The following is a 24,321-nucleotide window of genomic DNA, read 5'->3' as shown; positions in this document are numbered from 1 at the left end:
CCTGTAGTGGTCAACTAATATTGGCCACCGCATTAGACTGTATGTAGAACAGTCGCTCAGATTCGTTTGGAGTTAAGCCGCCGTTATACCAGTGAGGCCGGATAGCGCTGTAATACCCCGTGATGTAGCGGATAATCGCGTCCTGGGCTTCGCTGAAGCTGTTGTAACCCTTTGTCGGCACCCATTCTGTCTTCAGGCTGCGGAAGAACCGCTCCATTGGCGCATTATCCCAGCAGTTACCCCGCCGACTCATACTCTGCTTTATCCGGCAGCGCCACAGGGCTTGCCGGTATTGACGGCTGGTATAGTGGCTGCCCTGGTCGCTGTGGAACATGACTCCTGTTGGTTGTCCCCGGAGTTCCCAGGCCATCTGCAACGCTTTAACTGTCAGCGCCGAGTCCGGCGACGTCGACATGGCCCAGCCCACCGGTTTGCGGGCGAACAGGTCTAGCACCACCGCAAGGTAAGCCCAGCATTTGCCCGTCCAGATGTAGGTCACATCGCCGCACCAGACCTGATCCGGCGCGGTAACCGCGAACTGGCGGTTGAGATAGTTCGGTATTTCAACGTGTTCATTGCCGCCGCGTTTGTATTTGTGAGCCGGTCGCTGGCAGCTGGCGATACCCAGCTCCTTCATCAGCTTGCCAGCCAGCCAGCGCCCCATTTTGACACCAGAGCTGCCGGTGACGATGGTCGCGATACTTCGAGCGCCGGCAGAGCCGCCGCTGGCGTTCCAGGCTTCCATGACGCGACTACACTTAACCACGCGCTCACCGTCGGGTTCATTAGCGGAAGCCTGCCAGTGCCTGTAGCTGCTGCGATGTACCTCAAAAGTTTGGCACAACGCCGTGACCGGGTATCGCGCCCTCAGCCTGTCGACTACCGTGAACCGTTGAGTGAGTCCGACATTAAGAGCGCCGTAGCCTTTTTTAGGATTTCGTTCTCCATTTCAAGGCATTGGACTTTTTTCTTCATCTCACGCAGCTCGAGCTGTTCAGGGGTAAGAGGAAGTCCCGTTGGCGTTTTTCCCTGTCGTTCAAGGCGAAGCTTATTGACCCAGCGACTAATGGCAGAATGGCTGACATTAACCGCCTCTGCGGCCTTAACGTATGTGTAGCCGTGGTCGACAACCAGCTTTGCGGCTTCGAGCTTAAATTCCGCCGTAAAATGTTTACCCATGAGGTCACCTGTCGTGTTGATGAGGTGAGCATATCACCTCCGCTCAGGTGGCCAGTATAAGTGTGCCACTACATTTTACCCTGATGAGTTCGCTCATTATTGTAATGCCACAACCAGTTGTCCAGATCCTTTTGTAGACTTTCTAGGTCCTCGTATAACGTCTTACGGAACGCAACCTGATAAAAATCCTGCAAAATAGTTTTATGGAAGCGCTCGCAGATACCGTTTGTCTGCGGAGACATCGCTTTCGTTTTCGTATGGTCTATATCGTTGATAGCCAAGTACAGCTGATAGTCATGTTGTTCCACTTTACCGCAGTACTCCGTCCCCCTGTCCGTCAGTATTCTTAGCATTGGCAGCCCCTGAGCTTCGTAGAACGGCAGCACGCGATCATTGAGCAGGTCGGCGGCAGAGATCGGTGCTTTACTCGTGTAAAGCTTGCAGTGCGCCACTTTCGAGTACGTATCCACGAACGTCTGCTGGTAGATACGGCCAACACCTTTCAGATTACCCACGTAGAAGGTGTCCTGCGACCCCAGATAACCCGGGTGAGCAGTCTCTATTTCACCACAGGCTTCGTCGTCGTGCGCCTTCTTCTCCAGTGCAGCGATTTGAGCATCAGTAAGTACGATGCCTTCTCTGGCAACTTTTTCCTCAAGTGCCTTCAGGCGCTTACGAAAGTTTTCCAGATCGTGTCGTTGCCAGATGGAGCGCACACCGCTGCCAGAAATGAAGACGCCTTTTTTACGCAGCTGATTACTGGTCCGGTGCTGGCCATGAGCCGGGAACTCAATGGCGTAATCAACAACCGCACGTTCAGTGGCTTCATCAGCACGGTTTTTCAGGTTGGGAACCCGGCGGTTTTGGTTAACCAGAGCGTCAATGCCGCCTTCTGCCGCCAGTTCCTGATAGCGATAAAACGTGTCGCGTGACACCCCCATGATTTTACAGGCTTTTGATACGTTACCGAGTTCTTCGGCGAGATTGAGCAGGCCGGCTTTGTGTTTGATGATGGGATTGTTAGTATGAAGCATGAGAGTTACCTCGTGTTTTGTATAAGGATTCGACACCCATATCAAAACCGGTAACTCTCAACCTTTCAAGGTCCAGTGTCAGAGCAAGTCGCGACTAATACATATCAATGGAGTGAACCATGCCTTTTTTAACGCACGTCCGTGTGTTGTTCCTTTTGCTATTGACCTCTGTGTCATTCCACGCTTTGGCCGATCCGGTTTCTGGATTGACCTGTGGTATTTATAAAGAACCAAGAAGCCAGATTCGTGTGTTAAATCACGAGCTGCTACAACAATCGTTTGCTACCGAGACCACGTTACATCATTACCGTTTAGAAGGAAGTAAACTCAAACGGGTTACGTTGGAGGAATTGGTAGACTCCACCATGGAAGTGTCTGCTGACGGTAAAACCATCACCGATCCGATGTTCAAATTAAATTATGTGCTCAAGGAGGAGCAACCCTGCCTGGCCAACCTGCCGCAGCCGAAAACCGAAGTGGGTAAAACCTGTTGGAACGACCTACGTGCCTGCAAAAAAATGATGTATGAGATTGATACTGCAAAGTTAAAGCAACTGTGCGAAGATCATATTGATTCAGCGTGCAGCAGTTGGGAAGCGCGTGCCTCTGCGGAAAAGCAGGGGCAGTCGCTGTTCGCAGCCGTGACGGGCATCCCGGCGGCACCGGCGCAAGAATATACCGATACTATGGCAGCGCTATGCCGCAGCGGTGTCTCGGCCAAACTGTGCAACGAAGCGGCCAAAGCGCAGTGGCGTAGTGGGCAATATTTGGCTGCCCGTGACCTTTTGCAGGTTGCCTGCGCTGCGCCGATTAATGATGGTGCATCGTGCCAGAACGTTGCCAATCTGTCCTCATTTACAGAGCAGGACATCGCGTCACCGGCATCGGGTATTCCCGTAGGAGCCTTTGCCCTGCGCGAAACGGGCGATCCTGATATCACTATTGCCGAAGACGGTGTGGTGAACATGCGTGGTATTGCCCCAGTAAAAGCGCAAGAAGAACAAGGTATTATCCGTATCAGACACAATAAAGGTGGTGCGTTCTCCTTTCGTCGTGCAGGAAATGACACGCTGATTGGCCTCGATTTCTGGAATCAGTTAAAGGTGTACCATTTGCGTCACGACGCAGAGTGATCGCGGCACGGCATTGAGCACGTTGCTGGTCACTGTTTGGATGCGCAGGCAGACGTTCTGTGCTTGCACATCATCATAGGTCAACCGCCTGAATAAGGCCGATAACATTCAGAATCTCCCCGCATTATTGCCGGTATCCGCTATGATAGGATTGCCATAAAACCGTTACTGACGCATCGCGAGTTGTGATACCGTGGAGCGCAATGACAGGCGATGGCTACGCTTGGCGCTATTTTTCATGCAGGCCGTTAACAGGAGAAAAATGATGGATGCACTGGACTTGTTACTTAATCGCCGTTCTGCCTCGCGTTTGGCTGCTCCGGCACCGCAAGGTGACGCGTTGGCCAATATTATTCATGCAGGTATGCGCGCGCCAGATCACGGCACTCTGCAACCGTGGCGTTTCGTGATTGCACAGGATGAGGGGTTGGCCCGCCTGAGTGAAGTTTTACACGCTGCTGCTCAACAGGATGGACTGGACGCTGCTGAACAAGATAAAGCCCGTCAAACCCCGTTTCGCGCCCCAATGGTCATCACCGTGATTGCACACTGCGAAGAAAATCCCAAGGTGCCTAAGTGGGAGCAGGTGGTTTCCGCGGGCTGCGCGGTGCAAGCGATGCAAATGGCTGCACTGGCGCAGGGTTTCAACGGCATCTGGCGCAGTGGCCTGTGGACTGAACACCAACAGGTGCGTGAAGCCTTCGGTTGCCGCGAACAAGATGAAATTGTCGGGTTTCTCTATTTGGGAACACCGCAACTGAAAGCGTCCACCACGGTTGTGCCGGTGGACACGGAAAAATTTGTCCGTTATTTCTGATAATGCGCCTGTTTATTGCTGAAAAACCCAGCCTTGCCAGGGCGATAGCCGATGTCTTGCCCAAACCGCATCGGCGAGGCGACGGCTACATCGCCTGCGGTTCGCAGGATGTCGTCACCTGGTGCGTCGGGCATCTGCTCGAGCAGGCTCAGCCCGATGCCTATGATGCCCGCTATGCGCGCTGGTCGTTGGCCGATCTACCGATTATCCCCGAAAAATGGCTATTAATGCCGCGCCCATCAGTGAGCAAACAATTGAATGCCATCAAGAAGCTGTTGGGGGAAGCGTCAGAGGTGATCCACGCCGGTGACCCGGATCGCGAAGGGCAACTGCTGGTGGATGAAGTGCTGGAGTATTTGGCGCTGGCCCCGGAAAAACGCCAGCAGGTGCGGCGCTGCCTGATCAACGATCTCAACCCGCAGGCGGTGACGCGTGCGGTCGAACGCCTGCGCGATAACCGCGACTTTGTGCCACTGTGCGTCTCTGCGCTGGCGCGTTCGCGTGCTGACTGGCTCTATGGCATTAACATGACTCGCGCCTACACACTATTAGGGCGCAATGCGGGCTATGACGGCGTGCTCTCCGTCGGACGGGTGCAAACGCCGGTGCTGGGGCTTGTGGTACGCCGCGATGAAGAGATCGAAAACTTCGTCTCCAAGGATTACTTTGAGGTCAAGGCGCATATTGTCACGCCTGCTGATGAACGCTTTGTCGCGCTGTGGCAACCGAGCGAATCCTGTGAACCTTATCAGGATGAAGAAGGGCGTCTGTTGCACCGTTCTTTGGCTGAGCATGTGGTCAAACGCATTGCCGGGCAGCCGGCTACCGTAACGGATTACAGCGATAAGCGTGAGTCGGAAACGGCACCGCTGCCTTATTCTCTCTCCGCATTGCAAATTGAAGCCGCGAAACGCTTTGACCTGAGCGCACAATTAGTGCTGGACACCTGCCAGCTCTTGTATGAAACCCATAAGCTGATTACCTATCCGCGTTCGGACTGCCGTTACCTGCCTGAAGAACATTTTGCCGGGCGTCACGCGGTTATCAATGCGATTACGGTGCATGCCTCCGGGTTATTGCCGCAACCGGTCGTCGATCTTGAACGCCGCAATCGCTGCTGGGATGACAGCAAAGTCGATGCTCACCATGCGATTATTCCCACTGCGCGCAGCGCCAGCGTCTTGCTAAGCGAGAACGAGCGTCAGGTGTACGGGCTGATTGCCCGACAGTATCTGATGCAGTTTTGCCCTGATGCGGTGTTTCGTAAATGCGTTATTACCCTCGATATCGCTGGGGGAACATTTATTGCCAAAGCCCGTTTTCTGGCCGATGCGGGCTGGCGCGCGCTGCTGGGTGCCAAGGAGCGCGACGACGAAAACGACGGCTTGCCGTTGCCGGTGGTGGCTAAAGGGGATGTGCTGCTGTGTGAAAAAGGTGAAGTGGTGGAGCGGCAAACCCAGCCTCCGCGTCCTTTTACCGATGCTACGTTGCTCTCGGCTATGACCGGTATTGCCCGTTTTGTGCAAGATAAAACGTTGAAGAAGATATTGCGTGAAACCGATGGACTCGGCACTGAAGCCACGCGTGCAGGCATTATTGAGCTACTCTTTAAACGAAACTTTCTGTTTAAAAAAGGGCGTTACATTCATGCCAGCGAAGCGGGGCGCGCGCTGATTCACGCATTACCGCCTAGCGCAGCATTGCCGGATATGACCGCCAACTGGGAAGCTACATTAACGTTGATCAGTGAAAAACAGCGCCGCTACCAGGATTTTATGCAACCGCTCACTCAAACCTTGAGTGGATTGATCGAGCAAGCACGACAAAACCGGTCCGCATCGGCATTCCGCGGGCTGCAAGCACCACAAAAAACGCAGAAGAAAACACGTAAACCCACGGCGAAAAAGGCCGCGAAGGAGCAGAACGGATGAAATCATCACAGATGATGTTGTTTGTCAGCGCGCTGGTCTCTCTGCCCGTGTGGGCGCAATCCACTGCGGTGTAGTGGTCAACTAATATTGGCCACCGCATTAGACTGTATGTAGAACAGTCGCTCAGATTCGTTTGGAGTTAAGCCGCCGTTATACCAGTGAGGCCGGATAGCGCTGTAATACCCCGTGATGTAGCGGATAATCGCGTCCTGGGCTTCGCTGAAGCTGTTGTAACCCTTTGTCGGCACCCATTCTGTCTTCAGGCTGCGGAAGAACCGCTCCATTGGCGCATTATCCCAGCAGTTACCCCGCCGACTCATACTCTGCTTTATCCGGCAGCGCCACAGGGCTTGCCGGTATTGACGGCTGGTATAGTGGCTGCCCTGGTCGCTGTGGAACATGACTCCTGTTGGTTGTCCCCGGAGTTCCCAGGCCATCTGCAACGCTTTAACTGTCAGCGCCGAGTCCGGCGACGTCGACATGGCCCAGCCCACCGGTTTGCGGGCGAACAGGTCTAGCACCACCGCAAGGTAAGCCCAGCATTTGCCCGTCCAGATGTAGGTCACATCGCCGCACCAGACCTGATCCGGCGCGGTAACCGCGAACTGGCGGTTGAGATAGTTCGGTATTTCAACGTGTTCATTGCCGCCGCGTTTGTATTTGTGAGCCGGTCGCTGGCAGCTGGCGATACCCAGCTCCTTCATCAGCTTGCCAGCCAGCCAGCGCCCCATTTTGACACCGGAGCTGCCGGTGACGATGGTCGCGATACTTCGAGCGCCGGCAGAGCCGCCGCTGGCGTTCCAGGCTTCCATGACGCGACTACACTTAACCACGCGCTCACCGTCGGGTTCATTAGCGGAAGCCTGCCAGTGCCTGTAGCTGCTGCGATGTACCTCAAAAGTTTGGCACAACGCCGTGACCGGGTATCGCGCCCTCAGCCTGTCGACTACCGTGAACCGTTGAGTGAGTCCGACATTAAGAGCGCCGTAGCCTTTTTTAGGATTTCGTTCTCCATTTCAAGGCATTGGACTTTTTTCTTCATCTCACGCAGCTCGAGCTGTTCAGGGGTAAGAGGAAGTCCCGTTGGCGTTTTTCCCTGTCGTTCAAGGCGAAGCTTATTGACCCAGCGACTAATGGCTGACATTAACCGCCTCTGCGGCCTTAACGTATGTGTAGCCGTGGTCGACAACCAGCTTTGCGGCTTCGAGCTTAAATTCCGCCGTAAAATGTTTACCCATGAGGTCACCTGTCGTGTTGATGAGGTGAGCATATCACCTCCGATCAGGTGGCCAGTATCAGTGTGCCACTACAGCGGTGACCACGCCCTCGCGGGGGAATACGGATATCGTGGTTGGCGTACCGCCCAGTGTGATTTGGGGCGATAACAACGGTTCGACGCGGCGAGAGCCGCAAAACAACTGTATGCGTTGCTGCGTGTTCGAGAATCGTAATTATACCGAAGGCGCGGTGGTGAGAACGGAAGGCGTGTTGTTGCAGTGTGTACGCGACAGGCAAACGCTGGGGACGAATAATCTGATCTGGCAGGTGCTTAAACAGTAACGGTTTCCAAGGTGGGGCAGCCGCGTGCGGCTGCCATCACAAGGTGTTAAAGACCGGAGAACGTGGCCCAAATCGGCGCGTGGTCGGACGGTTTTTTCCATACCGCGTATGCCGTAATCGATATCGCTCGCCGTGCAGTGTGCCGCCAATGCCTGACTGGCGAGGATCACATCAATTCGCAGGCCGCGATTGTCGTCAAAACCGGCAGAGCGGTAGTCAAACCAGGAATAGCGATCGGTAGTGTCTGGCGCCAGTGCGCGGAAGGTATCGACCAATCCCCATCCCAGCAAGCGCGTCATCCATTCACGCTCTTCAGGTAAAAATGAACACTTACCGGTGCGCAGCCAGCGCTTACGGTTTTCTTCGCCAATGCCAATATCCAGATCCGTCGGGCTGATATTGATATCCCCCATGACAATCAGCGGTTGCTCCGGGGTGTGATGCTGCGCCAGATAGGTCTGCAAGTCGGCATAAAAGCGTGTTTTGGTCGGGAATTTTACCGGATGGTCGCGACTCTCTCCCTGTGGGAAATAGCCATTGATAACGGTCAGCGTACCTGCGGGCGTGGCGAAATCTGCCATGATGATGCGTCGTTGCGCATCGGGTTCATCGGTGGGAAAGCCGTAGCGCACGGCAATCGGTGTCTCTTTACACAGCAGCGCGACGCCATAATGGCCTTTTTGCCCGTAATAGTAGACCTGATAGCCGAGCTTGCGTATCTCTTCGAAGGGAAACATATCATCGTGGACTTTGGTTTCCTGCAAGCCAATTATATCCGGCTGATGCTGGGCGATGATAGCGGCCAGTTGGTGAGGGCGGGCACGCAGCCCATTGATATTAAAAGAAACAACTTTCATCGTCACTGCCATATCAGGAAATTGTGACGCAGATGGTATCAGAAAAAACAGGCAAAGGTCACGCCAGCGGTGCACGGCGGATGATATCGAGGTCTGGCGAGCGAACGGAAGGTTGAAGTAGCGATAGTAAGCCCTTATACTTCGCAACTCGCAGGAGATAGGATCGCGCAACGCGCGACCCGCCGAAGGCGCAAACTCCCATAATCGCTCAGGCCACCTTACTGCACCTTGTTGATACGCCGACTGGAGAGCGGTGTGCACGTTGTTTATCGGCGTAGCCACCCACCGAAGGGGCAAGCGGCGTGAGCTGCATAAACTCTCAGGTAAAACGGACAGGGGGAAAGGCACATTTCACAGGAAAACTTGTGTGCTTATTTACATCTATCTGATCGCAATTACCGCAGAAGGCATGTCTGGCGCATTGGCCGCCGGACGCAGGAACATGGATATTTTCGGTGTGGCGATGATCGCTTTTATCACCGCACTGGGCGGTGGCACAGTTCGTGATATCCTGCTCGGCAACTATCCCATCGGCTGGACGCAACACCCGGGGTATATTTATCTGACGATTGGTGCAGGCCTGTTCACTATCGTAATTGCCCGTATCATGCATCACTTGCATCGACTGTTCCTGATCCTTGACGCCATGGGGCTGATTGCCTTTACCATTATTGGCTGCAATGTGGCGCAGAAGCTGAACTACTCCTTTACCGTGGTCATTATGGCCGGGATTGTCACCGGGATCTTCGGTGGTATTCTGCGTGATATCTTTTGTAACCGCACGCCGATGGTGCTCAGAAAAGAGCTCTATGCCAGCGTATCACTGCTGGTGGCGCTGCTTTATCTCGGGCTGAAAGCGTTACAGATCAACCACGATATTAATCTGCTGGTGTCCTTTACCTTGGGGCTCTCGTTGCGCCTGGCGGCGATCCGGTGGTCATGGCAACTGCCGGTGTTTTCCTATTCGCCGGGCAGTTGGAAAGGAAAAGCCTGAGATATGTGGTGAACCGCACCGTAATCGTGAATAAAACGGTGTAACGTTGCTTCTTCATAACAAATAACAATTGTGGCAGACGGATCTGATCGTCTTCAGCTATCTGGATATGATGAAGAACAACTTTAACGTTTTTGTCGCTAGTTCTGCGTTTTCACTGCTGGGAATCGAGATTTACCATATCACGCTACCTTTGCTGGCGTTGAGTCTCAACCTTGACCCTGTGCAGATTAGCTGGTGTGTGTTTGCTTTTTATTGTCCGGTGATTTCTATCAAAATAATATCATCACCGCTCATAGAGAAATCAAATAAGATCAATGTGCTAAAGTGCAGTGAGTGTGGGCGCACTCTCTGTTTAGGACCCTGTACATGATTCTGTGTAAATGCCTTTCTCAGTAGTGACCGTCCAGGCGGTCACCGAACTCGATAATAAAACGGCTCATTGCCATACGCCAGTCCCGCAGTGGCATCGTCCATTTCTGTGAGGCCGACGGGATTGCCAGCCACACCACCTTTTTCACTGCGTCGTCAGTCGGGAACACCTTGCGTTTTTTAATCGCATGCCGGATCACACTGTTCAGCGACTCGATGGCGTTGGTTGTGTCGATGACTTTGCGGATATCTGCCGGGTAAGCGAAGAACGTTGCCAGATTGCTCCAGTTCGTCTGCCAGCTCCGGCTTATCTGTGGATAGCGGCTGTCCCATGCGCTGGCGAATGCTTCCAGCGCCTGCTGGCCTGCTTCTTCTTCCGTAGCGGCCTGATAGATGGCTTTCAGGTCGCGTGTGACGGCTTTGTAGTCCTTCCAAGAGACGAACCTCAGGCTGTTGCACGATGCACAGCTGGATGCGGGCTTCCGGATACACCGCGTTGATGGCGTCCGGGAAGCCTTTCAGACCGTCGACACAGGCGATGAGGATATCGTTCAGGCCGCGGTTTTTTAGTTCTGTCAGCACATTGAGCCAGAACTTCGCGCCCTCGTTTTCGGCCAGCCACATACCCAGCAGTTCTTTCTGGCCCTCGATGTTGATACCCAGTGCCAGGAACACGGATTTATTGATGACGCGACTGTCCTGCCGGACCTTCAGGATGATACAGTCAAGGTAAACAATGGGATAGACTGCATCCAGTGGACGATTTTGCCATTCAGTAACCGGTTCCATCACGGCGTCGGTGACCTTCGAGACCAGCGCCGGTGAGACATCCGCGTCATACAGCTCGTTGAACGCAGACGCTATCTCGCGGGTGGTCATCCCTCTGGCGTACAGGGACAGGATTTGGTTATCCATCCCGGTGATCCGGGTCTGGTTTTTCTTCACCAGTTGTGGTTCGAAGGAGCCATCACGATCGCGCGGAGTACGTAGTGCCAGAGGGCCATCGCCGGTGGTCACGGTGTTTGTGGAATAGCCGTTGCGGGAGTTGGCCCCCGGTTTGGGCTGATTTTTATCGTAGCCCAGATGGTGGGACATTTCGGCGTTGAGAGCAGCCTCAACGCTGATTTTCTTCAGCAGGCGATCGAATTGGCTGAGATCGTCAGGGGTTTTGAGATTTTTGGCCAGTTCGTTAGCCAGAGCCTGCAACTGTTTTTCGTCCATAAATTAACCTGTTTTTGATGTTGGATTGAACATATCAAAATCAGGCAATTACATGTATTAGTCGCGACTTGATCTGACACTGGACCTTGAAAGGTTGAGAGTTACCGGTTTTGATATGGGTGTCGAATCCTTATACAAAACACGAGGTAACTCTCATGCTTCATACTAACAATCCCATCATCAAACACAAAGCCGGCCTGCTCAATCTCGCCGAAGAACTCGGTAACGTATCAAAAGCCTGTAAAATCATGGGGGTGTCACGCGACACGTTTTATCGCTATCAGGAACTGGCGGCAGAAGGCGGCATTGACGCTCTGGTTAACCAAAACCGCCGGGTTCCCAACCTGAAAAACCGTGCTGATGAAGCCACTGAACGTGCGGTTGTTGATTACGCCATTGAGTTCCCGGCTCATGGCCAGCACCGGACCAGTAATGAGCTGCGTAAAAAAGGCGTCTTCATTTCTGGCAGCGGTGTGCGCTCCATCTGGCAACGACACGATCTGGAAAACTTTCGTAAGCGCCTGAAGGCACTTGAGGAAAAAGTTGCCAGAGAAGGCATCGTACTTACTGATGCTCAAATCGCTGCACTGGAGAAGAAGGCGCACGACGACGAAGCCTGTGGTGAAATAGAGACTGCTCACCCGGGTTATCTCATATCGTTATACACATCTTTCTAACGCACTGTTTAATCAATGAGTTACGGGTTTATCTCAGAGTGGCATTTTGAACCTCAAAAAGCCAATGGGATGGCTTGAATGCCTTAATTCACGGGGTTCTGAGCATCCTGTTCAAAAAATGGCCAAAAGATGTGTATAACGATATGGGGTTATCTGGGGTCGCAGGACACTGTAGTGGCACACTGATACTGGCCACTACAGGGGGAAGGATTCGAACCTTCGAAGTCTGTGACGGCAGATTTACAGTCTGCTCCCTTTGGCCGCTCGGGAACCCCACCATGGCCTAACTGATTGTGCGCTTTCTTGGTAAGCGGGGCGCATCATATCAAATGCGACGCCCCTGTAAAGCCTGAACGCAAAAAAACGCGTTTGTTTGCCGTTTTTTCACGCGCCTTGCGGGTTTTCCACTCAAGGTTGAGTGGAAAAACAGCGGCTTAAAGAATAATGGTGCGATTACCGTAAACGAAAACACGTTGTGCCAGCACGCGGTAAAGGGCGCGGCTCAGGACGTTTTTCTCGACGTCGCGGCCTGCACGCATCATGTCATCGGCGGTATAGGTGTGATCCACGTTGATCACATCCTGCATGATGATCGGACCTTCATCCAGGTTGTCGTTCACGTAGTGGGCGGTCGCACCGATGATCTTCACGCCGCGCTCATAGGCCTGATGGTATGGCCGTGCACCGATGAACGCAGGCAGGAACGAGTGGTGGATGTTAATCACCTGATTTGGATAGTGCTGCACAAAAGCAGGCGTCAAAACGCGCATATATTTGGCCAATACCACGTAATCCGGTTTGTACGCATCAATCTGCTCAATCATCAACTGGTCGTGCGCTTCTCGTAAGAGCCCTTCATGGCTCACCAGATGGAACGGGATATCAAAACGTTCTACCAGCGTCTGCAACGTATCGTGGTTGCCAATCACGGCGGCAATTTCCACATCCAGGCCACCGTAGGCACTCTTCATCAGCAAATCGCCCAGACAATGCGCTTCTTTGGTGACCAGAACCACGATACGACGGCGGCCTGCATCACTCAGTTCGCGCACGGAGCCTTCCGGCAGCGCGCCGTCTAAATCGGCCAACAGCGTAGTATCATTGAAGATCCCTTCTAATTCGGTACGCATGAAAAAGCGCCCGGTGCGGTGATCGACAAATTCATTGTTCTGCACAATGTTTAATTCGTGTTTGTAGCAGATGTTGGTAATTTTTGCGATAAGCCCCTTTGCATCGGAGCAAATGGTACGCAACACTTTTCGTTGTATTGCCTGAGATTGCATCGTTTGGGATTGCATGGAAATAAGAACCCTGTCCAAAATCGTCTGTCATCATCCCCGAAAGCTGCCACGTTCGTGCGATTTATCGCCGTGATAAGGGGAAGCATGCCACCGGGTTACATTTTTTGCCTTACACTACGCGCCTATCCACGCCCGCAGCACTGTTTGTATTTTTTGTCCGAACCGCACGGACAGCGATCGTTTCTGCCGGTTTGCAGATGCACGCCGTCTACATAGTACCAGCGATCGAGGCGACGAAGGAAGCGTGAGCGCTCGCGCATCAGCGATGTACGCTCTGGCTGCGAGGTGTCGGTATAGCGCGCAGCGAATTCAACATAACCTTCATCCGTATCGCGTCCTGAGCTGGCAGCCAGCACATTCAATCGTTGCCACTGCGTATCCTGAGCGCTTTCGGTGATTGAAGCACGCCATTTTTCGGGATGAAGCGCAGGATCCCAGGTAGCGATAAGATAATCAACGTCATGGGCTACGTAAGCACAATAGTGTGAACGCATTAATGCTTCTGGTGTTGGTGGAATGTCGGTCCGTTGCAGATAGGGAAGGCAGCATGCGGTATACTGCTTACCACTCCCGCAGAGGACAGCTTTGCGGCGCGGCACGGTAACTCCTGGTTGTATGACGAACAGTAAAAAAATTAAAAAATATCGATATTTGCGTGAAAATAACTCAACGTCGTGGCGATATGTTACCTAACAATCTCGGTGAGTGGCAATGTGCGCTAAAATGAATAGCGAGATGAGAAGGATATCATGAGGCAAAGAAAGATTGGTTTGGCGCTGGGATCGGATGCGGCGAAAGGATGGGCCCATATTGGTGTCATTCAGGCATTGACTGAAATGGGTATTGTTATCGATGTGGTAGCGGGTTATTCGGTGGGCGCTTTGGTGGGGGCAGCGTATGCCACCAATCGTTTGAATGCCATGGCGCGCTGGGTGAGTGGGTTTCATCATTGGGATGTGATTCGCCTGATGGATCTCTCCTGGCAACGTGGCGGGTTATTGCGCGGCGATCGGGTATTTAACCAGGTGCGACACATCTTGCGTACCCAGCAGATCGACGAATGTGCTATCAAGTTCGGGGCAGTGGCCACCAACCTGACAACGGCGAGAGAACTGTGGCTTACCGAGGGCGATCTGCACCATGCGATCCGCGCCTCATGCAATATACCGGGGTTGCTTGCGCCCGTGCGACACAATGCCTATTGGCTGGTTGATGGTGCTGTGGTGAACCCGGTGCCGGTTTCTCTGGCTCGCGCACTGGGCGCTGATGTGGTGATTGCTGTGGATTTGCAGCATAACGCGACCCTGGGGCATGACGACATGCTGTCCGTGGCCGCGATGGCTGAAGAGACGCACGCGGATTCTACGCCGCTCAACTGGCAGCACAAGCTCAGGCAGCGCTTGTCCATGGGGTTGCAGCGCCAGCGTGCCAACCGTGCACCTTCAGCGATGGATATCATGACGGCCTCCATTCAGGTGCTGGAAAACCGTTTAAAAATGCATCGTATGGCTGGCGATCCGCCTGATGTGGTGGTGCAGCCCTATTGTCCACAAATTGCCACGCTGGATTTTCACCGTGCGCAAGAGGCGATTGCCGCAGGGCGACTGGCTGTGGAGAAAAAACAAGATGAATTACAACTGCTGGTAAACCGAGACGCAGGCTAGTGGAGCAGCAGCGCCTGATAAGTATCAACAAGGTTAAAAATGTAGAGTGGTAGGGGGTAAGGCCGAACAACGCGAGGGAATATGCATGAAGTTGACGTATGAGGTCATCAATGGGTCAGCCATTAACAGATAAGCACATTTTGATTGTTGAAGATGAAGCGGTATTTCGTTCCGTGATCGCTGGCTATCTGACATCGCTGGGTGCATCTGTGCGTGAAGCTGTCAATGGGGTGGATGCATTAGCCATAATGCAAAACTATCGCCCTGATTTGATCGTGTGCGATTTGGAAATGCCGCTAATGGGGGGCATTGAGTTCGTTGAAACGCTCCGGTTGCAAGATAATCGCACGCCCATTCTGGTGGTGTCTGCCACCAGTCAGATGGGGGATGTTGCCAAAGTGCTGCGCCTGGGCGTGCAGGACGTGATGCTTAAACCTATCCGCGATTATGCACGCTTGCGCGAAGCCGTGATGACCTGCATGTATCCCGACATGTTTACTTCTCAACTGAGCGAAGTTGAGCAGTTGATGGAGGACATGGATTCACTCAATCAATCGCCAGATGCGGTCAATAAACTACTGGCGCAGCTACAGCCTCCGGTGCAACAAAAAATGGCCGGTTGCAGCGTGCGTTACCGTCAATTGACGTCATTGGAACAACCGGGGCTGGTATTGGATATTGCCGCGTTGTCTGATGATGACTTGGCATTCTATTGTCTAGATGTGACGCAAGCCGTGAACAATAACGGCACGCTGGCAGCTCTGCTGCTGCGCACACTGTTTAACGGGTTGTTACAAGCGCATCTGGCTAACCAACAACACCGCCTACCCGAATTGCCTGTCTTGTTGCGGCAGGTCAACCAATTGCTGCGCCAGGCCAATCTTAATGGGCGTTTCCCGCTGCTGGTGGGTTACTATCACCGAGGATTGCAACGGCTCATCCTTATTTCAGCCGGTTTGCATGCCATGCTGAACGCAGGAGAGGAGCAGTTGGTGTTAAACAATGCTATTCCGCTCGGCACCCTCGATGGAGCATATCTTAACCAATTAAACTATGAGTGCGCTGCTTTTGAATGTCAGGTCTGGGGGCGCGGTGGACGCTTACGGCTGATGTTATCAACAGATTGAAGGCTTATGCAGTGTGATGAGGCCTACGGAATTGTAGTGGTCAACTAATATTGGCCACCGCATTAGACTGTATGTAGAACAGTCGCTCAGATTCGTTTGGAGTTAAGCCGCCGTTATACCAGTGAGGCCGGATAGCGCTGTAATACCCCGTGATGTAGCGGATAATCGCATCCTGGGCTTCGCTGAAGCTGTTGTAACCCTTTGTCGGCACCCATTCTGTCTTCAGGCTGCGGAAGAACCGCTCCATTGGCGCATTATCCCAGCAGTTACCCCGCCGACTCATACTCTGCTTTATCCGGAAGCGCCACAGGGCTTGCCGGTATTGACGGCTGGTATAGTGGCTGCCCTGGTCGCTGTGGAACATGACTCCTGTTGGTTGTCCCCGGAGTTCCCAGGCCATCTGCAACGCTTTAACTGTCAGCGCCGAGTCCGGCGACGTCGACATGGCCCAGCCCACCGGTTTGCGGGCGAACCGGTCTAGCACCACCGCAAGGTAAGCCCAGCATTTGCCCGTCCAGATGTAGGTCACATCGCCGCACCAGACCTGATCCGGCGCGGTAACCGCGAATTGGCGGTTGAGATAGTTCGGTATTTCAACGTGTTCATTGCCGCCGCGTTTGTATTTGTGAGCCGGTCGCTGGCAGCTGGCGATACCCAGCTCCTTCATCAGCTTGCCAGCCAGCCAGCGCCCCATTTTGACACCGGAGCTGCCGGTGACGATGGTCGCGATACTTCGAGCGCCGGCAGAGCCGCCGCTGGCGTTCCAGGCTTCCATGACGCGGCTACACTTAACCACGCGCTCACCGTCGGGTTCATTAGCGGAAGCCTGCCAGTGCCTGTAGCTGCTGCGATGTACCTCAAAAGTTTGGCACAACGCCGTGACCGGGTATCGCGCCCTCAGCCTGTTGACTACCGTGAACCGTTGAGTGAGTCCGACATTAAGAGCGCCGTAGCCTTTTTTAGGATTTCGTTCTCCATTTCAAGGCATTGGACTTTTTTCTTCATCTCACGCAGCTCGAGCTGTTCAGGGGTAAGAGGAAGTCCCGTTGGCGTTTTTCCCTGTCGTTCAAGGCGAAGCTTATTGACCCAGCGACTAATGGCAGAATGGCTGACATTAACCGCCTCTGCGGCCTTAACGTATGTGTAGCCGTGGTCGACAACCAGCTTTGCGGCTTCGAGCTTAAATTCCGCCGTAAAATGTTTACCCATGAGGTCACCTGTCGTGTTGATGAGGTGAGCATATCACCTCCGATCAGGTGGCCAGTATCAGTGTGCCACTACACAACGACACGATCTGGAAAACTTTCGTAAGCGCCTGAAGGCACTTGAGGAAAAAGTTGCCAGAGAAGGCATCGTACTTACTGATGCTCAAATCGCTGCACTGGAGAAGAAGGCGCACGACGACGAAGCCTGTGGTGAAATAGAGACTGCTCACCCGGGTTATCTGGGGTCGCAGGACACCTTCTAAGTGGGTAATCTGAAAGGTGTTGGCCGTATCTACCAGCAGACGTTCGTGGATACGTACTCGAAAGTGGCGCACTGCAAGCTTTACACGAGTAAAGCACCGATCTCTGCCGCCGACCTGCTCAATGATCGCGTGCTGCCGTTCTACGAAGCTCAGGGGCTGCCAATGCTAAGAATACTGACGGACAGGGGGACGGAGTACTGCGGTAAAGTGGAACAACATGACTATCAGCTGTACTTGGCTATCAACGATATAGACCATACGAAAACGAAAGCGATGTCTCCGCAGACAAACGGTATCTGCGAGCGCTTCCATAAAACTATTTTGCAGGATTTTTATCAGGTTGCGTTCCGTAAGACGTTATACGAGGACCTAGAAAGTCTACAAAAGGATCTGGACAACTGGTTGTGGCATTACAATAATGAGCGAACTCATCAGGGTAAAATGTGCTGCGGGCGTACGCCAATGGCCACGTTACTTGATGGTAAACGAGTCTGGGCAGAAAAAAATCTGAACCAGATTTAATCTGACAGACACCTGTATAAATAACCGGTAACTGTCAGATCAGGTCTGAGCTAATACACATCATGCAATTTTTTGCATACTCTTCGCTTTCGTAATTAATTTTTATTTCCTACTATATAAAGCGTTGTTTTATTTTTATCATAGCCATTGTGTTTACCGGGTGTCGTCTCTGGCCGGGCAGGCTGGTGTACCACGAATTAAACCCGGCAATAAAGTTCATTATTTGAACGGTATATCAGAGGTTGTTATGTCAACGGTGAATAAAAAAGTTAAAAAAGCGGTCATCCCCGTCGCAGGGCTAGGGACTCGGATGCTGCCGGCAACAAAAGCGATTCCAAAAGAAATGTTGCCGCTGGTTGATAAGCCGCTCATTCAATACGTCGTCAATGAGTGTATTGCCGCAGGCTTGAACGAAATCATTTTGGTTACACACTCATCCAAGAATTCCATTGAAAACCACTTCGATACCAGTTTTGAGCTGGAAGCGATGCTGGAGAAGCGCGTTAAGCGTCAACTGTTGGAAGAAGTTCAGTCTATTTGCCCGAAACATGTCACCATCATGCAAGTACGTCAGGGTCTGGCGAAAGGATTGGGACACGCTGTCATGTGCGCATACCCTTTAGTGGGGGATGAACCCGTCGCTGTTATTTTGCCCGACGTTATCATTGATGAATTTGAATCCAATCTGAAGAAAGACAACCTGAGTGAAATGCTGGCTCGTTTTTCTGAAACGGGTCACAGCCAAATTATGGTTGAACCGGTTGAAGAGGTCAGCAGCTATGGTGTTGTTGATTGCAAAGGGCAGACATTAGAGCCTGGAGACAGTGCACCGATGGTGGGCGTAGTGGAAAAACCCAAGGCGTCAGAGGCACCTTCTAATTTGGCTATTGTCGGTCGCTATGTACTTTCGGCTGATATTTGGTCTCTGCTGGAAAAAACACCGCCGGGAGCGGGTAATGAAATCCAATTAACGGATGCCATTGCCATGTTGATGGAAAAAGAAACCGTGGAAGCGTACCACCTTAAAGGTGTAAGTCATGACTGCGGAAACAAATTGGGTTACATGCGTGCATTTGTAGAATACGGCCTGCGTCACAATACGCTGGGTAATGATTTTGCCGCATGGCTTAATGAAACCGTTAATGAAAATGATGTGAAATAACCTGATTCGATGGCGCTTTGCCTTGTGTTTCGCGGGGCGTCACGAAAAATAGATATAAAAAACCCCGTTAAACGGGGTTTTTTGTTAAATAAGCACAACAATTCCGATTGGGAATGACCCTGTACATAAATTTGTGTAATTGCCTGATTTTGATATGTTCAATCCAACATCAAAAACAGGTTAATTTATGGACGAAAAACAGTTGCAGGCTCTGGCTAACGAACTGGCCAAAAATCTCAAAACCCCTGACGATCTCAGCCAATTCGATCGCCTGCTGAAGAAAATCAGCGTTGAGGCTGCTCTCAACGCCGAAATGTCCCACCATCTGGGCTACGATAAAAATCAGCCCAAACCGGGGGCCAACTCCCGCAACGGCTATTCCACAAACACCGTGACCACCGGGGATGGCCCTCTGGCACTACGTACTCCGCGCGATCGTGATGGCTCCTTCGAACCACAACTGGTGAAGAAAAACCAGACCCGGATCACCGGGATGGATAATCAAATCCTGTCCCTGTACGCCAGAGGGATGACCACCCGCGAGATAGCGTCTGCGTTCAACGAGCTGTATGACGCGGATGTCTCACCGGCGCTGGTCTCGAAGGTCACCGACGCCGTGATGGAACAGGTTACTGAATGGCAAAATCGTCCACTGGATGCAGTCTATCCCATTGTTTACCTTGACTGTATCATCCTGAAGGTCCGGCAGGACAGTCGCGTCATCAATAAATCCGTGTTCCTGGCACTGGGTATCAACATCGAGGGCCAGAAAGAACTGCTGGGTATGTGGCTGGCCGAAAACGAGGGCGCGAAGTTCTGGCTCAATGTGCTGACAGAACTAAAAAACCGCGGCCTGAACGATATCCTCATCGCCTGTGTCGACGGTCTGAAATGCTTCCCGGACGCCATCAACGCGGTGTATCCGGAAGCCCGCATCCAGCTGTGCATCGTGCAACAGCCTGAGGTTCGTCTCTTGGAAGGACTACAAAGCCGTCACACGCGACCTGAAAGCCATCTATCAGGCCGCTACGGAAGAAGCAGGCCAGCAGGGGCTGGAAGCATTCGCCAGCGCATGGGACAGCCGCTATCCACAGATAAGCCGGAGCTGGCAGACGAACTGGAGCAATCTGGCAACGTTCTTCGCTTACCCGGCAGATATCCGCAAAGTCATCGACACAACCAACGTCATCGAGTCGCTGAACAGTGTGATCCGGCATACGATTAAAAACGCAAGGTGTTCCCGACTGACGACGCAGTGAAAAAGGTGGTGTGGCTGGCAATCCCGTCGGCCTCACAGAAATGGACGATGCCACTGCGGGACTGGCGTATGGCAATGAGCCGTTTTATTATCGAGTTCGGTGGCCGCCTGGACGGTCACTACTGAGAAAGGCATTTACACAGAATCATGTACAGGGTCTTGGGAATTATAGCAGGAAATCGTCCAGAGATTTACCTTGCTCTTCAATGGCTTTCTTGATCACGGCAGGGGTACGGCCTTGGCCAGTCCAGGTTCTTGCTTCACCGTTTTCATCAGTATATTGATATTTTGCCGGGCGCGCAGCGCGTTTGCTTTTGACCGGTGTTTTTGCTGCACCCAAAGATTGCAACAGTTCATTCGGGTCGATGCCATCAGCAATCAACATATCACGATATTGCTGTAATTTACGGGTACGTTCTTCGATTTCTGCCTGAGCCTGATTATCTTCGTCACGACGCTCATTGACAACGACTTCCAGTTTTTCCAGCATTTCTTCCAAAGTATCCAGGCTGCATTCTCTCGCTTGGGCGCGCAGAGTACGGATGTTGTTTAGAACCTTTAGTGCTTCGCTCATTGTGATAATCTCAAATAATATTATTGGTGGCGTATGTAGGGTGATAATAGATGGCTATTTTATTTTCTGCAATAGTCAAATTTGTAATATTGTTAAAAAATGGCGTTTTTAAAACCGATATCACGTTACCACTAAGGTAAATAAAACCACGTTGTTAACAAATGAAATACTTGTTACTTGAGTATTACTACGCACGTTGCGTTAAAACGGTCAGCGGCGATGCCGACAGGATGCGATATAAGCATTTTTTATACCCGAAACGTTTACCTTTTGTCAGCGTCGATAAACACAAATCAAGTTACTCGTTCCCTTATTCAGAAGAGGGCGATTTCACGTCGTTTGGGGCGATATCATACAATGCTAATTATTTACGTTAAATATCGCTCATGCTGTTAATGTTTTCCTCAGTATAGGAATTTTCGCAATTGCCCATTGCCTTATATACAGCGATTACCGACACCATTGTGGCGGTGATGGCGTCACTATCCCGACTCGTAGTCTCTCACGACACGTGGAGCTGCATAGACAAGCGGGCACGCCGGTTATTTAAAATATGATACAATGCGCCGCCGCGCGTTGCACGGGTAAAGCGCTCTTTTGGGGTTATAAACATGGCACAGCTTTATTTTTATTACTCGGCAATGAACGCGGGAAAGTCTACCGCATTATTACAGTCCTCTTATATGTATTAGCTCAGACCTGATCTGACAGTTACCGGTTATTTATACAGGGGCTTTGTTGAATAATAGGGAATCGTGCTGTTTTACTATGCCCATTTTGGTAGAAAATGCTTATCACCTCAGGCATTCCGTTTTCTCATGATGCTTAACTGCATGATTTTACGTTGCTGGAAACAATCGTTTTACTGGGCTGGTAGCATAAAATCTGTTTATTCAACAAAGCCTTATACAGGTGTCTGTCAGATTAAATCTGGTTCAGATTTTTTTCTGCCCAGACTCGTTTACCATCAAGTAACGTGGCCATTGGCGTACGCCCGCAGCACATTTTACCCTGATGAGTTCGCTCATTATTGTAATGCCACAACCAGTTGTCCAGATCCTTTTGTAGACTTTCTAGGTCCTCGTATAACGTCTTACGGAACGCAACCTGATAAAAATCCTGCAAAATAGTTTTATGGAAGCGCTCGCAGATACCGTTTGTCTGCGGAGACATCGCTTTCGTTTTCGTATGGTCTATATCGTTGATAGCCAAGTACAGCTGATAGTCATGTTGTTCCACTTTACCGCAGTACTCCGTCCCCCTGTCCGTCAGTATTCTTAGCATTGGCAGCCCCTGAGCTTCGTAGAACGGCAGCACGCGATCATTGAGCAGGTCGGCGGCAGAGATCGGTGCTTTACTCGTGTAAAGCTTGCAGTGCGCCACTTTCGAGTACGTATCCACGAACGTCTGCTGGTAGATACGGCCAACACCTTTCAGATTACCCACGTAGAAGGTGTCCTGCGACCCCAGATAACCCGGGTGAGCAGTCTCTATTTCACCACAGGCTTCGTCGTCGTGCGCCTTCTTCTCCAGTGCAGCGATTTGAGCATCAGTAAGTACGATGCCTTCTCTGGCAACTTTTTCCTCAAGTGCCTTCAGGCGCTTACGAAAGTTTTCCAGATCGTGTCGTTGCCAGATGGAGCGCACACCGCTGCCAGAAATGAAGACGCCTTTTTTACGCAGCTCATTACTGGTCCGGTGCTGGCCATGAGCCGGGAACTCAATGGCGTAATCAACAACCGCACGTTCAGTGGCTTCATCAGCACGGTTTTTCAGGTTGGGAACCCGGCGGTTTTGGTTAACCAGAGCGTCAATGCCGCCTTCTGCCGCCAGTTCCTGATAGCGATAAAACGTGTCGCGTGACACCCCCATGATTTTACAGGCTTTTGATACGTTACCGAGTTCTTCGGCGAGATTGAGCAGGCCGGCTTTGTGTTTGATGATGGGATTGTTAGTATGAAGCATGAGAGTTACCTCGTGTTTTGTATAAGGATTCGACACCCATATCAAAACCGGTAACTCTCAACCTTTCAAGGTCCAGTGTCAGATCAAGTCGCGACTAATACATCTTATAACTATCAGGAACGGGGGATGAGGCACCTCGTTATACACATCTCTGTTCGTGCCTGAGCGCGCGTAGCGTTTCGGCGGCCGTCATGACTTTCTGCAAGCCTTTCCAGATAGTTTTTGCGCCTGGTTCACCGTCGCCTTTTCGAGCAAGAAAGCCTCCGAGTTGCGCAACTAAGCGCAATACTTCGTTTAGCTTAGGGCGGCCCTTGGGCATACGCTTGTTCATCAGTAGGTAAGCGCCATGAGTCTCGTCGGAATCAAAGAACAACATTGCGTCTAGCTCTGGACAGGTTCGTCCCATACGCATTAAATAGGCGATGCGCCATGCCACGATCATGAACAGCGCCAATGCCCGCTCAATGCGATCCACGGTCGATAACTGTAACGCTTCGACACAGCAGCCGTTCTTCAGCACATTGAAGAACATCTCGATTTCCCATCTAGCCCGATACCAGTCGATCAGCTCCACGATATCTTCTCGTCCTTCAGGTACGCGATTGCTCAGCAACCGCCACTCGACCGGCTTCACGCCTGCTGGCGGCTCAATTTCCTTGGCTATCACACAAGTCACTGCCAACCCGCAACGCAGCGACACTCGCTTCACGCGCAGCGCCTGTTTCACCGTACGCGCCTTCTGCCCCGCGCGAGCCGCCATAACGAATTGGATTTCTCCCACCGGCACGGTCTTTCCAACCTTCTGCCAAAGCTTCTCATTACAGTCCAGACTGCGATTATGAGTCGAGCGGATCAACCAGTCAGCCGGAGTGCCAAGGTCATCAGCGAGCTGCATCAACGCCTTGATATCCGCTTCGCGATCGGCTAAGTACACCAGATGTGTGTTTGGCAACTCCGAGGCGAGTTCAGCAACTCGCTCGTATCCCTCGAGCCAGCGCGTACTCTCCTTGAGCCCATCGCGTTTTCCGTCTGCATCCTTCGGCTCTCTTGCCCACATCCACGCATCCAGTACGCCCAACCCCACGCGATCCGGACTGACCGCGTAGGTCGGATGCAGGTACAGACCACGCCTGGCTTCGTAGTTCAAGGGACCCAAGCCTTGGATTTGCTGCCCGTTGAAGTCAAGCTCGGTAGTGTCTTGGATACACAGCACAACCTCGTGTTCTCGGATCCTTTCCTGCGTACGCTGCCAGTGAGGTTGCAGAATGTCTCGCCATTCGAATGCTTGGTTCTCCATGAAGCGGTAAGCACCCAGCGTCTCAGACCATCCGAGGCACGCATGCGGAATGCTGGCTTGCGGATTCTCAGCCAGCCGTATCAAAAGCCCTTTGGCACGCTTATTGAGCCTCGTGTCACCAAGATTTACCCCTTCCAGTTCTTGGTGTGCCCAGCCATCTGAATCCCGTGTCATTTTTCAGCGCCGTAAATGGCGATAGTACACGTCG

General features: G+C 52.1%; 15 protein-coding genes, 8 pseudogenes and 2 riboswitches. Of the genes and pseudogenes, 12 read left to right on the top strand and 11 right to left on the bottom strand.

The features are described 5' to 3' along the window. Window positions 1-10: 10 nt before the first annotated feature. Window positions 11-1,179 (bottom strand): IS3 family transposase gene (locus ACWWJF_RS22685; RefSeq protein ID WP_455868400.1). Its coding sequence is split into 2 segments (ribosomal slippage): window positions 11-924 and window positions 924-1,179, totalling 1,170 coding nucleotides; the frame shifts between segments, so codons are not numbered across the junction. Between the two features lie 71 nt (window positions 1,180-1,250). After that, a pseudogene (locus ACWWJF_RS22680) lies at window positions 1,251-2,213 on the bottom strand (IS481 family transposase); the annotation flags it as partial. Between the two features lie 185 nt (window positions 2,214-2,398). On the opposite strand from ACWWJF_RS22680, the gene ACWWJF_RS22675 reads away from it, so the two are divergent. From ACWWJF_RS22675 to ACWWJF_RS22665, 3 genes are all read left to right on the top strand, one after another. Continuing rightward, on the top strand, window positions 2,399-3,346 hold the full coding sequence (locus tag ACWWJF_RS22675; RefSeq protein WP_455870640.1) for a hypothetical protein: 948 nt from the start codon (window positions 2,399-2,401) through the stop codon (window positions 3,344-3,346). A gap of 265 nt (window positions 3,347-3,611) precedes the next feature. After that, window positions 3,612-4,163 carry an NAD(P)H nitroreductase gene (locus ACWWJF_RS22670; protein WP_455871221.1) on the top strand — a complete coding sequence of 184 codons (552 nt, stop codon included), beginning with the start codon at window positions 3,612-3,614 and terminating at the stop codon, window positions 4,161-4,163. Between the two features lie 2 nt (window positions 4,164-4,165). Further along, window positions 4,166-6,094 (top strand): DNA topoisomerase III, encoded by a 1,929-nt coding sequence (locus ACWWJF_RS22665; RefSeq protein WP_455870639.1) that lies wholly within the window; start codon window positions 4,166-4,168, stop codon window positions 6,092-6,094. Window positions 6,095-6,171: 77 nt separating this feature from the next. On the opposite strand, the pseudogene ACWWJF_RS22660 reads toward ACWWJF_RS22665, so the two are convergent. Continuing rightward, window positions 6,172-7,332: pseudogene (locus ACWWJF_RS22660) on the bottom strand (IS3 family transposase). Between the two features lie 76 nt (window positions 7,333-7,408). On the opposite strand from ACWWJF_RS22660, the gene ACWWJF_RS22655 reads away from it, so the two are divergent. After that, window positions 7,409-7,654: a DUF1496 domain-containing protein gene (locus ACWWJF_RS22655; RefSeq protein ID WP_455870638.1), complete on the top strand. Its 246-nt coding sequence runs from the start codon at window positions 7,409-7,411 to the stop codon at window positions 7,652-7,654. A gap of 46 nt (window positions 7,655-7,700) precedes the next feature. Here the strand turns inward: ACWWJF_RS22655 and xthA are convergent. Continuing rightward, window positions 7,701-8,511 (bottom strand): annotated as a pseudogene (xthA, locus tag ACWWJF_RS22650) (exodeoxyribonuclease III). Between the two features lie 141 nt (window positions 8,512-8,652). Continuing rightward, window positions 8,653-8,745, top strand: a riboswitch (glycine riboswitch). After that, window positions 8,746-8,856, top strand: a riboswitch (glycine riboswitch). A 22-nt stretch (window positions 8,857-8,878) separates the two neighbouring features. Here xthA and ACWWJF_RS22645 point away from each other — a divergent pair. After that, window positions 8,879-9,505, top strand: coding sequence for a trimeric intracellular cation channel family protein (locus ACWWJF_RS22645; protein ID WP_455870637.1), 627 nt, complete (start codon window positions 8,879-8,881; stop codon window positions 9,503-9,505). A 392-nt stretch (window positions 9,506-9,897) separates the two neighbouring features. Here the strand turns inward: ACWWJF_RS22645 and ACWWJF_RS22640 are convergent. Continuing rightward, window positions 9,898-11,098, bottom strand: a pseudogene (locus tag ACWWJF_RS22640) (IS256 family transposase). A 155-nt stretch (window positions 11,099-11,253) separates the two neighbouring features. Between ACWWJF_RS22640 and ACWWJF_RS22635 the strand changes: the two are divergent. Beyond that, window positions 11,254-11,772 (top strand): annotated as a pseudogene (locus ACWWJF_RS22635) (helix-turn-helix domain-containing protein); the annotation flags it as partial. A 437-nt stretch (window positions 11,773-12,209) separates the two neighbouring features. On the opposite strand, the gene purU reads toward ACWWJF_RS22635, so the two are convergent. After that, window positions 12,210-13,058: a formyltetrahydrofolate deformylase gene (gene purU / locus ACWWJF_RS22630; RefSeq protein ID WP_455871220.1), complete on the bottom strand. Its 849-nt coding sequence runs from the start codon at window positions 13,056-13,058 to the stop codon at window positions 12,210-12,212. 140 nt (window positions 13,059-13,198) lie between these two features. Further along, window positions 13,199-13,675: a YchJ family metal-binding protein gene (locus tag ACWWJF_RS22625; protein WP_455870636.1), complete on the bottom strand. Its 477-nt coding sequence runs from the start codon at window positions 13,673-13,675 to the stop codon at window positions 13,199-13,201. A 150-nt stretch (window positions 13,676-13,825) separates the two neighbouring features. On the opposite strand from ACWWJF_RS22625, the gene rssA reads away from it, so the two are divergent. Together rssA and rssB are read left to right on the top strand one after the other, a co-directional pair. Next, window positions 13,826-14,740 carry a patatin-like phospholipase RssA gene (gene rssA, locus ACWWJF_RS22620; RefSeq protein WP_455870635.1) on the top strand — a complete coding sequence of 305 codons (915 nt, stop codon included), beginning with the start codon at window positions 13,826-13,828 and terminating at the stop codon, window positions 14,738-14,740. Window positions 14,741-14,850: 110 nt separating this feature from the next. Beyond that, the gene (rssB, locus tag ACWWJF_RS22615) at window positions 14,851-15,867 is read left to right on the top strand and encodes a two-component system response regulator RssB (RefSeq protein ID WP_455870634.1); all 1,017 of its coding nucleotides are present in this window, start codon (window positions 14,851-14,853) and stop codon (window positions 15,865-15,867) included. Window positions 15,868-15,907: 40 nt separating this feature from the next. Here rssB and ACWWJF_RS22610 read toward each other — a convergent pair. Next, window positions 15,908-17,076, bottom strand: a protein-coding gene (locus ACWWJF_RS22610) for an IS3 family transposase (RefSeq protein ID WP_455870633.1) whose coding sequence is annotated in 2 segments (ribosomal slippage) — window positions 15,908-16,821 and window positions 16,821-17,076 — 1,170 coding nt in all. Because the reading frame shifts where the segments join, the coding sequence is not laid out codon by codon here. Between the two features lie 76 nt (window positions 17,077-17,152). Between ACWWJF_RS22610 and ACWWJF_RS22605 the strand changes: the two are divergent. The 3 genes and pseudogenes from ACWWJF_RS22605 to ACWWJF_RS22595 all read left to right on the top strand — a co-directional run. Then, window positions 17,153-17,857, top strand: a pseudogene (locus tag ACWWJF_RS22605) (integrase core domain-containing protein); the annotation flags it as partial. A gap of 247 nt (window positions 17,858-18,104) precedes the next feature. Then, window positions 18,105-19,019, top strand: coding sequence for a UTP--glucose-1-phosphate uridylyltransferase GalU (gene galU / locus ACWWJF_RS22600; protein WP_455871219.1), 915 nt, complete (start codon window positions 18,105-18,107; stop codon window positions 19,017-19,019). Between the two features lie 187 nt (window positions 19,020-19,206). Next, window positions 19,207-20,403, top strand: a pseudogene (locus tag ACWWJF_RS22595) (IS256 family transposase). Between the two features lie 40 nt (window positions 20,404-20,443). On the opposite strand, the gene hns reads toward ACWWJF_RS22595, so the two are convergent. After that, a complete protein-coding gene (gene hns / locus ACWWJF_RS22590) occupies window positions 20,444-20,851 on the bottom strand; it encodes a histone-like nucleoid-structuring protein H-NS (protein WP_455870632.1) in 408 nt (135 codons plus the stop codon). Window positions 20,852-21,462: 611 nt separating this feature from the next. Here hns and ACWWJF_RS22585 point away from each other — a divergent pair. Further along, window positions 21,463-21,540: pseudogene (locus ACWWJF_RS22585) on the top strand (thymidine kinase); the annotation flags it as partial. Between the two features lie 235 nt (window positions 21,541-21,775). Here ACWWJF_RS22585 and ACWWJF_RS22580 read toward each other — a convergent pair. Both ACWWJF_RS22580 and ACWWJF_RS22575 read right to left on the bottom strand, forming a co-directional pair. Continuing rightward, a complete protein-coding gene (locus ACWWJF_RS22580; protein ID WP_455868660.1) occupies window positions 21,776-22,816 on the bottom strand; it encodes an IS481 family transposase in 1,041 nt (346 codons plus the stop codon). Between the two features lie 139 nt (window positions 22,817-22,955). Further along, window positions 22,956-24,287: an IS4 family transposase gene (locus ACWWJF_RS22575; protein WP_455870631.1), complete on the bottom strand. Its 1,332-nt coding sequence runs from the start codon at window positions 24,285-24,287 to the stop codon at window positions 22,956-22,958. Window positions 24,288-24,321: the final 34 nt, after the last annotated feature.

Source organism: Symbiopectobacterium sp. Eva_TO (assembly GCF_053848865.1).
This window is presented reverse-complemented; position numbering and strand designations above follow the sequence as displayed.

Coding starts and splice junctions, on each gene's coding strand:
- ACWWJF_RS22670 (WP_455871221.1), top strand. CDS start 3,612: ATGGATGCACTGGACTTGTTACTTAATCGCCGTTCTGCCTCGCGTTTG.
- ACWWJF_RS22665 (WP_455870639.1), top strand. CDS start 4,166: ATGCGCCTGTTTATTGCTGAAAAACCCAGCCTTGCCAGGGCGATAGCC.
- purU (WP_455871220.1), bottom strand. CDS start 13,058: ATGCAATCTCAGGCAATACAACGAAAAGTGTTGCGTACCATTTGCTCC.
- rssA (WP_455870635.1), top strand. CDS start 13,826: ATGAGGCAAAGAAAGATTGGTTTGGCGCTGGGATCGGATGCGGCGAAA.
- rssB (WP_455870634.1), top strand. CDS start 14,851: ATGGGTCAGCCATTAACAGATAAGCACATTTTGATTGTTGAAGATGAA.
- galU (WP_455871219.1), top strand. CDS start 18,105: ATGTCAACGGTGAATAAAAAAGTTAAAAAAGCGGTCATCCCCGTCGCA.
- hns (WP_455870632.1), bottom strand. CDS start 20,851: ATGAGCGAAGCACTAAAGGTTCTAAACAACATCCGTACTCTGCGCGCC.
- ACWWJF_RS22580 (WP_455868660.1), bottom strand. CDS start 22,816: ATGCTTCATACTAACAATCCCATCATCAAACACAAAGCCGGCCTGCTC.
- ACWWJF_RS22575 (WP_455870631.1), bottom strand. CDS start 24,287: ATGACACGGGATTCAGATGGCTGGGCACACCAAGAACTGGAAGGGGTA.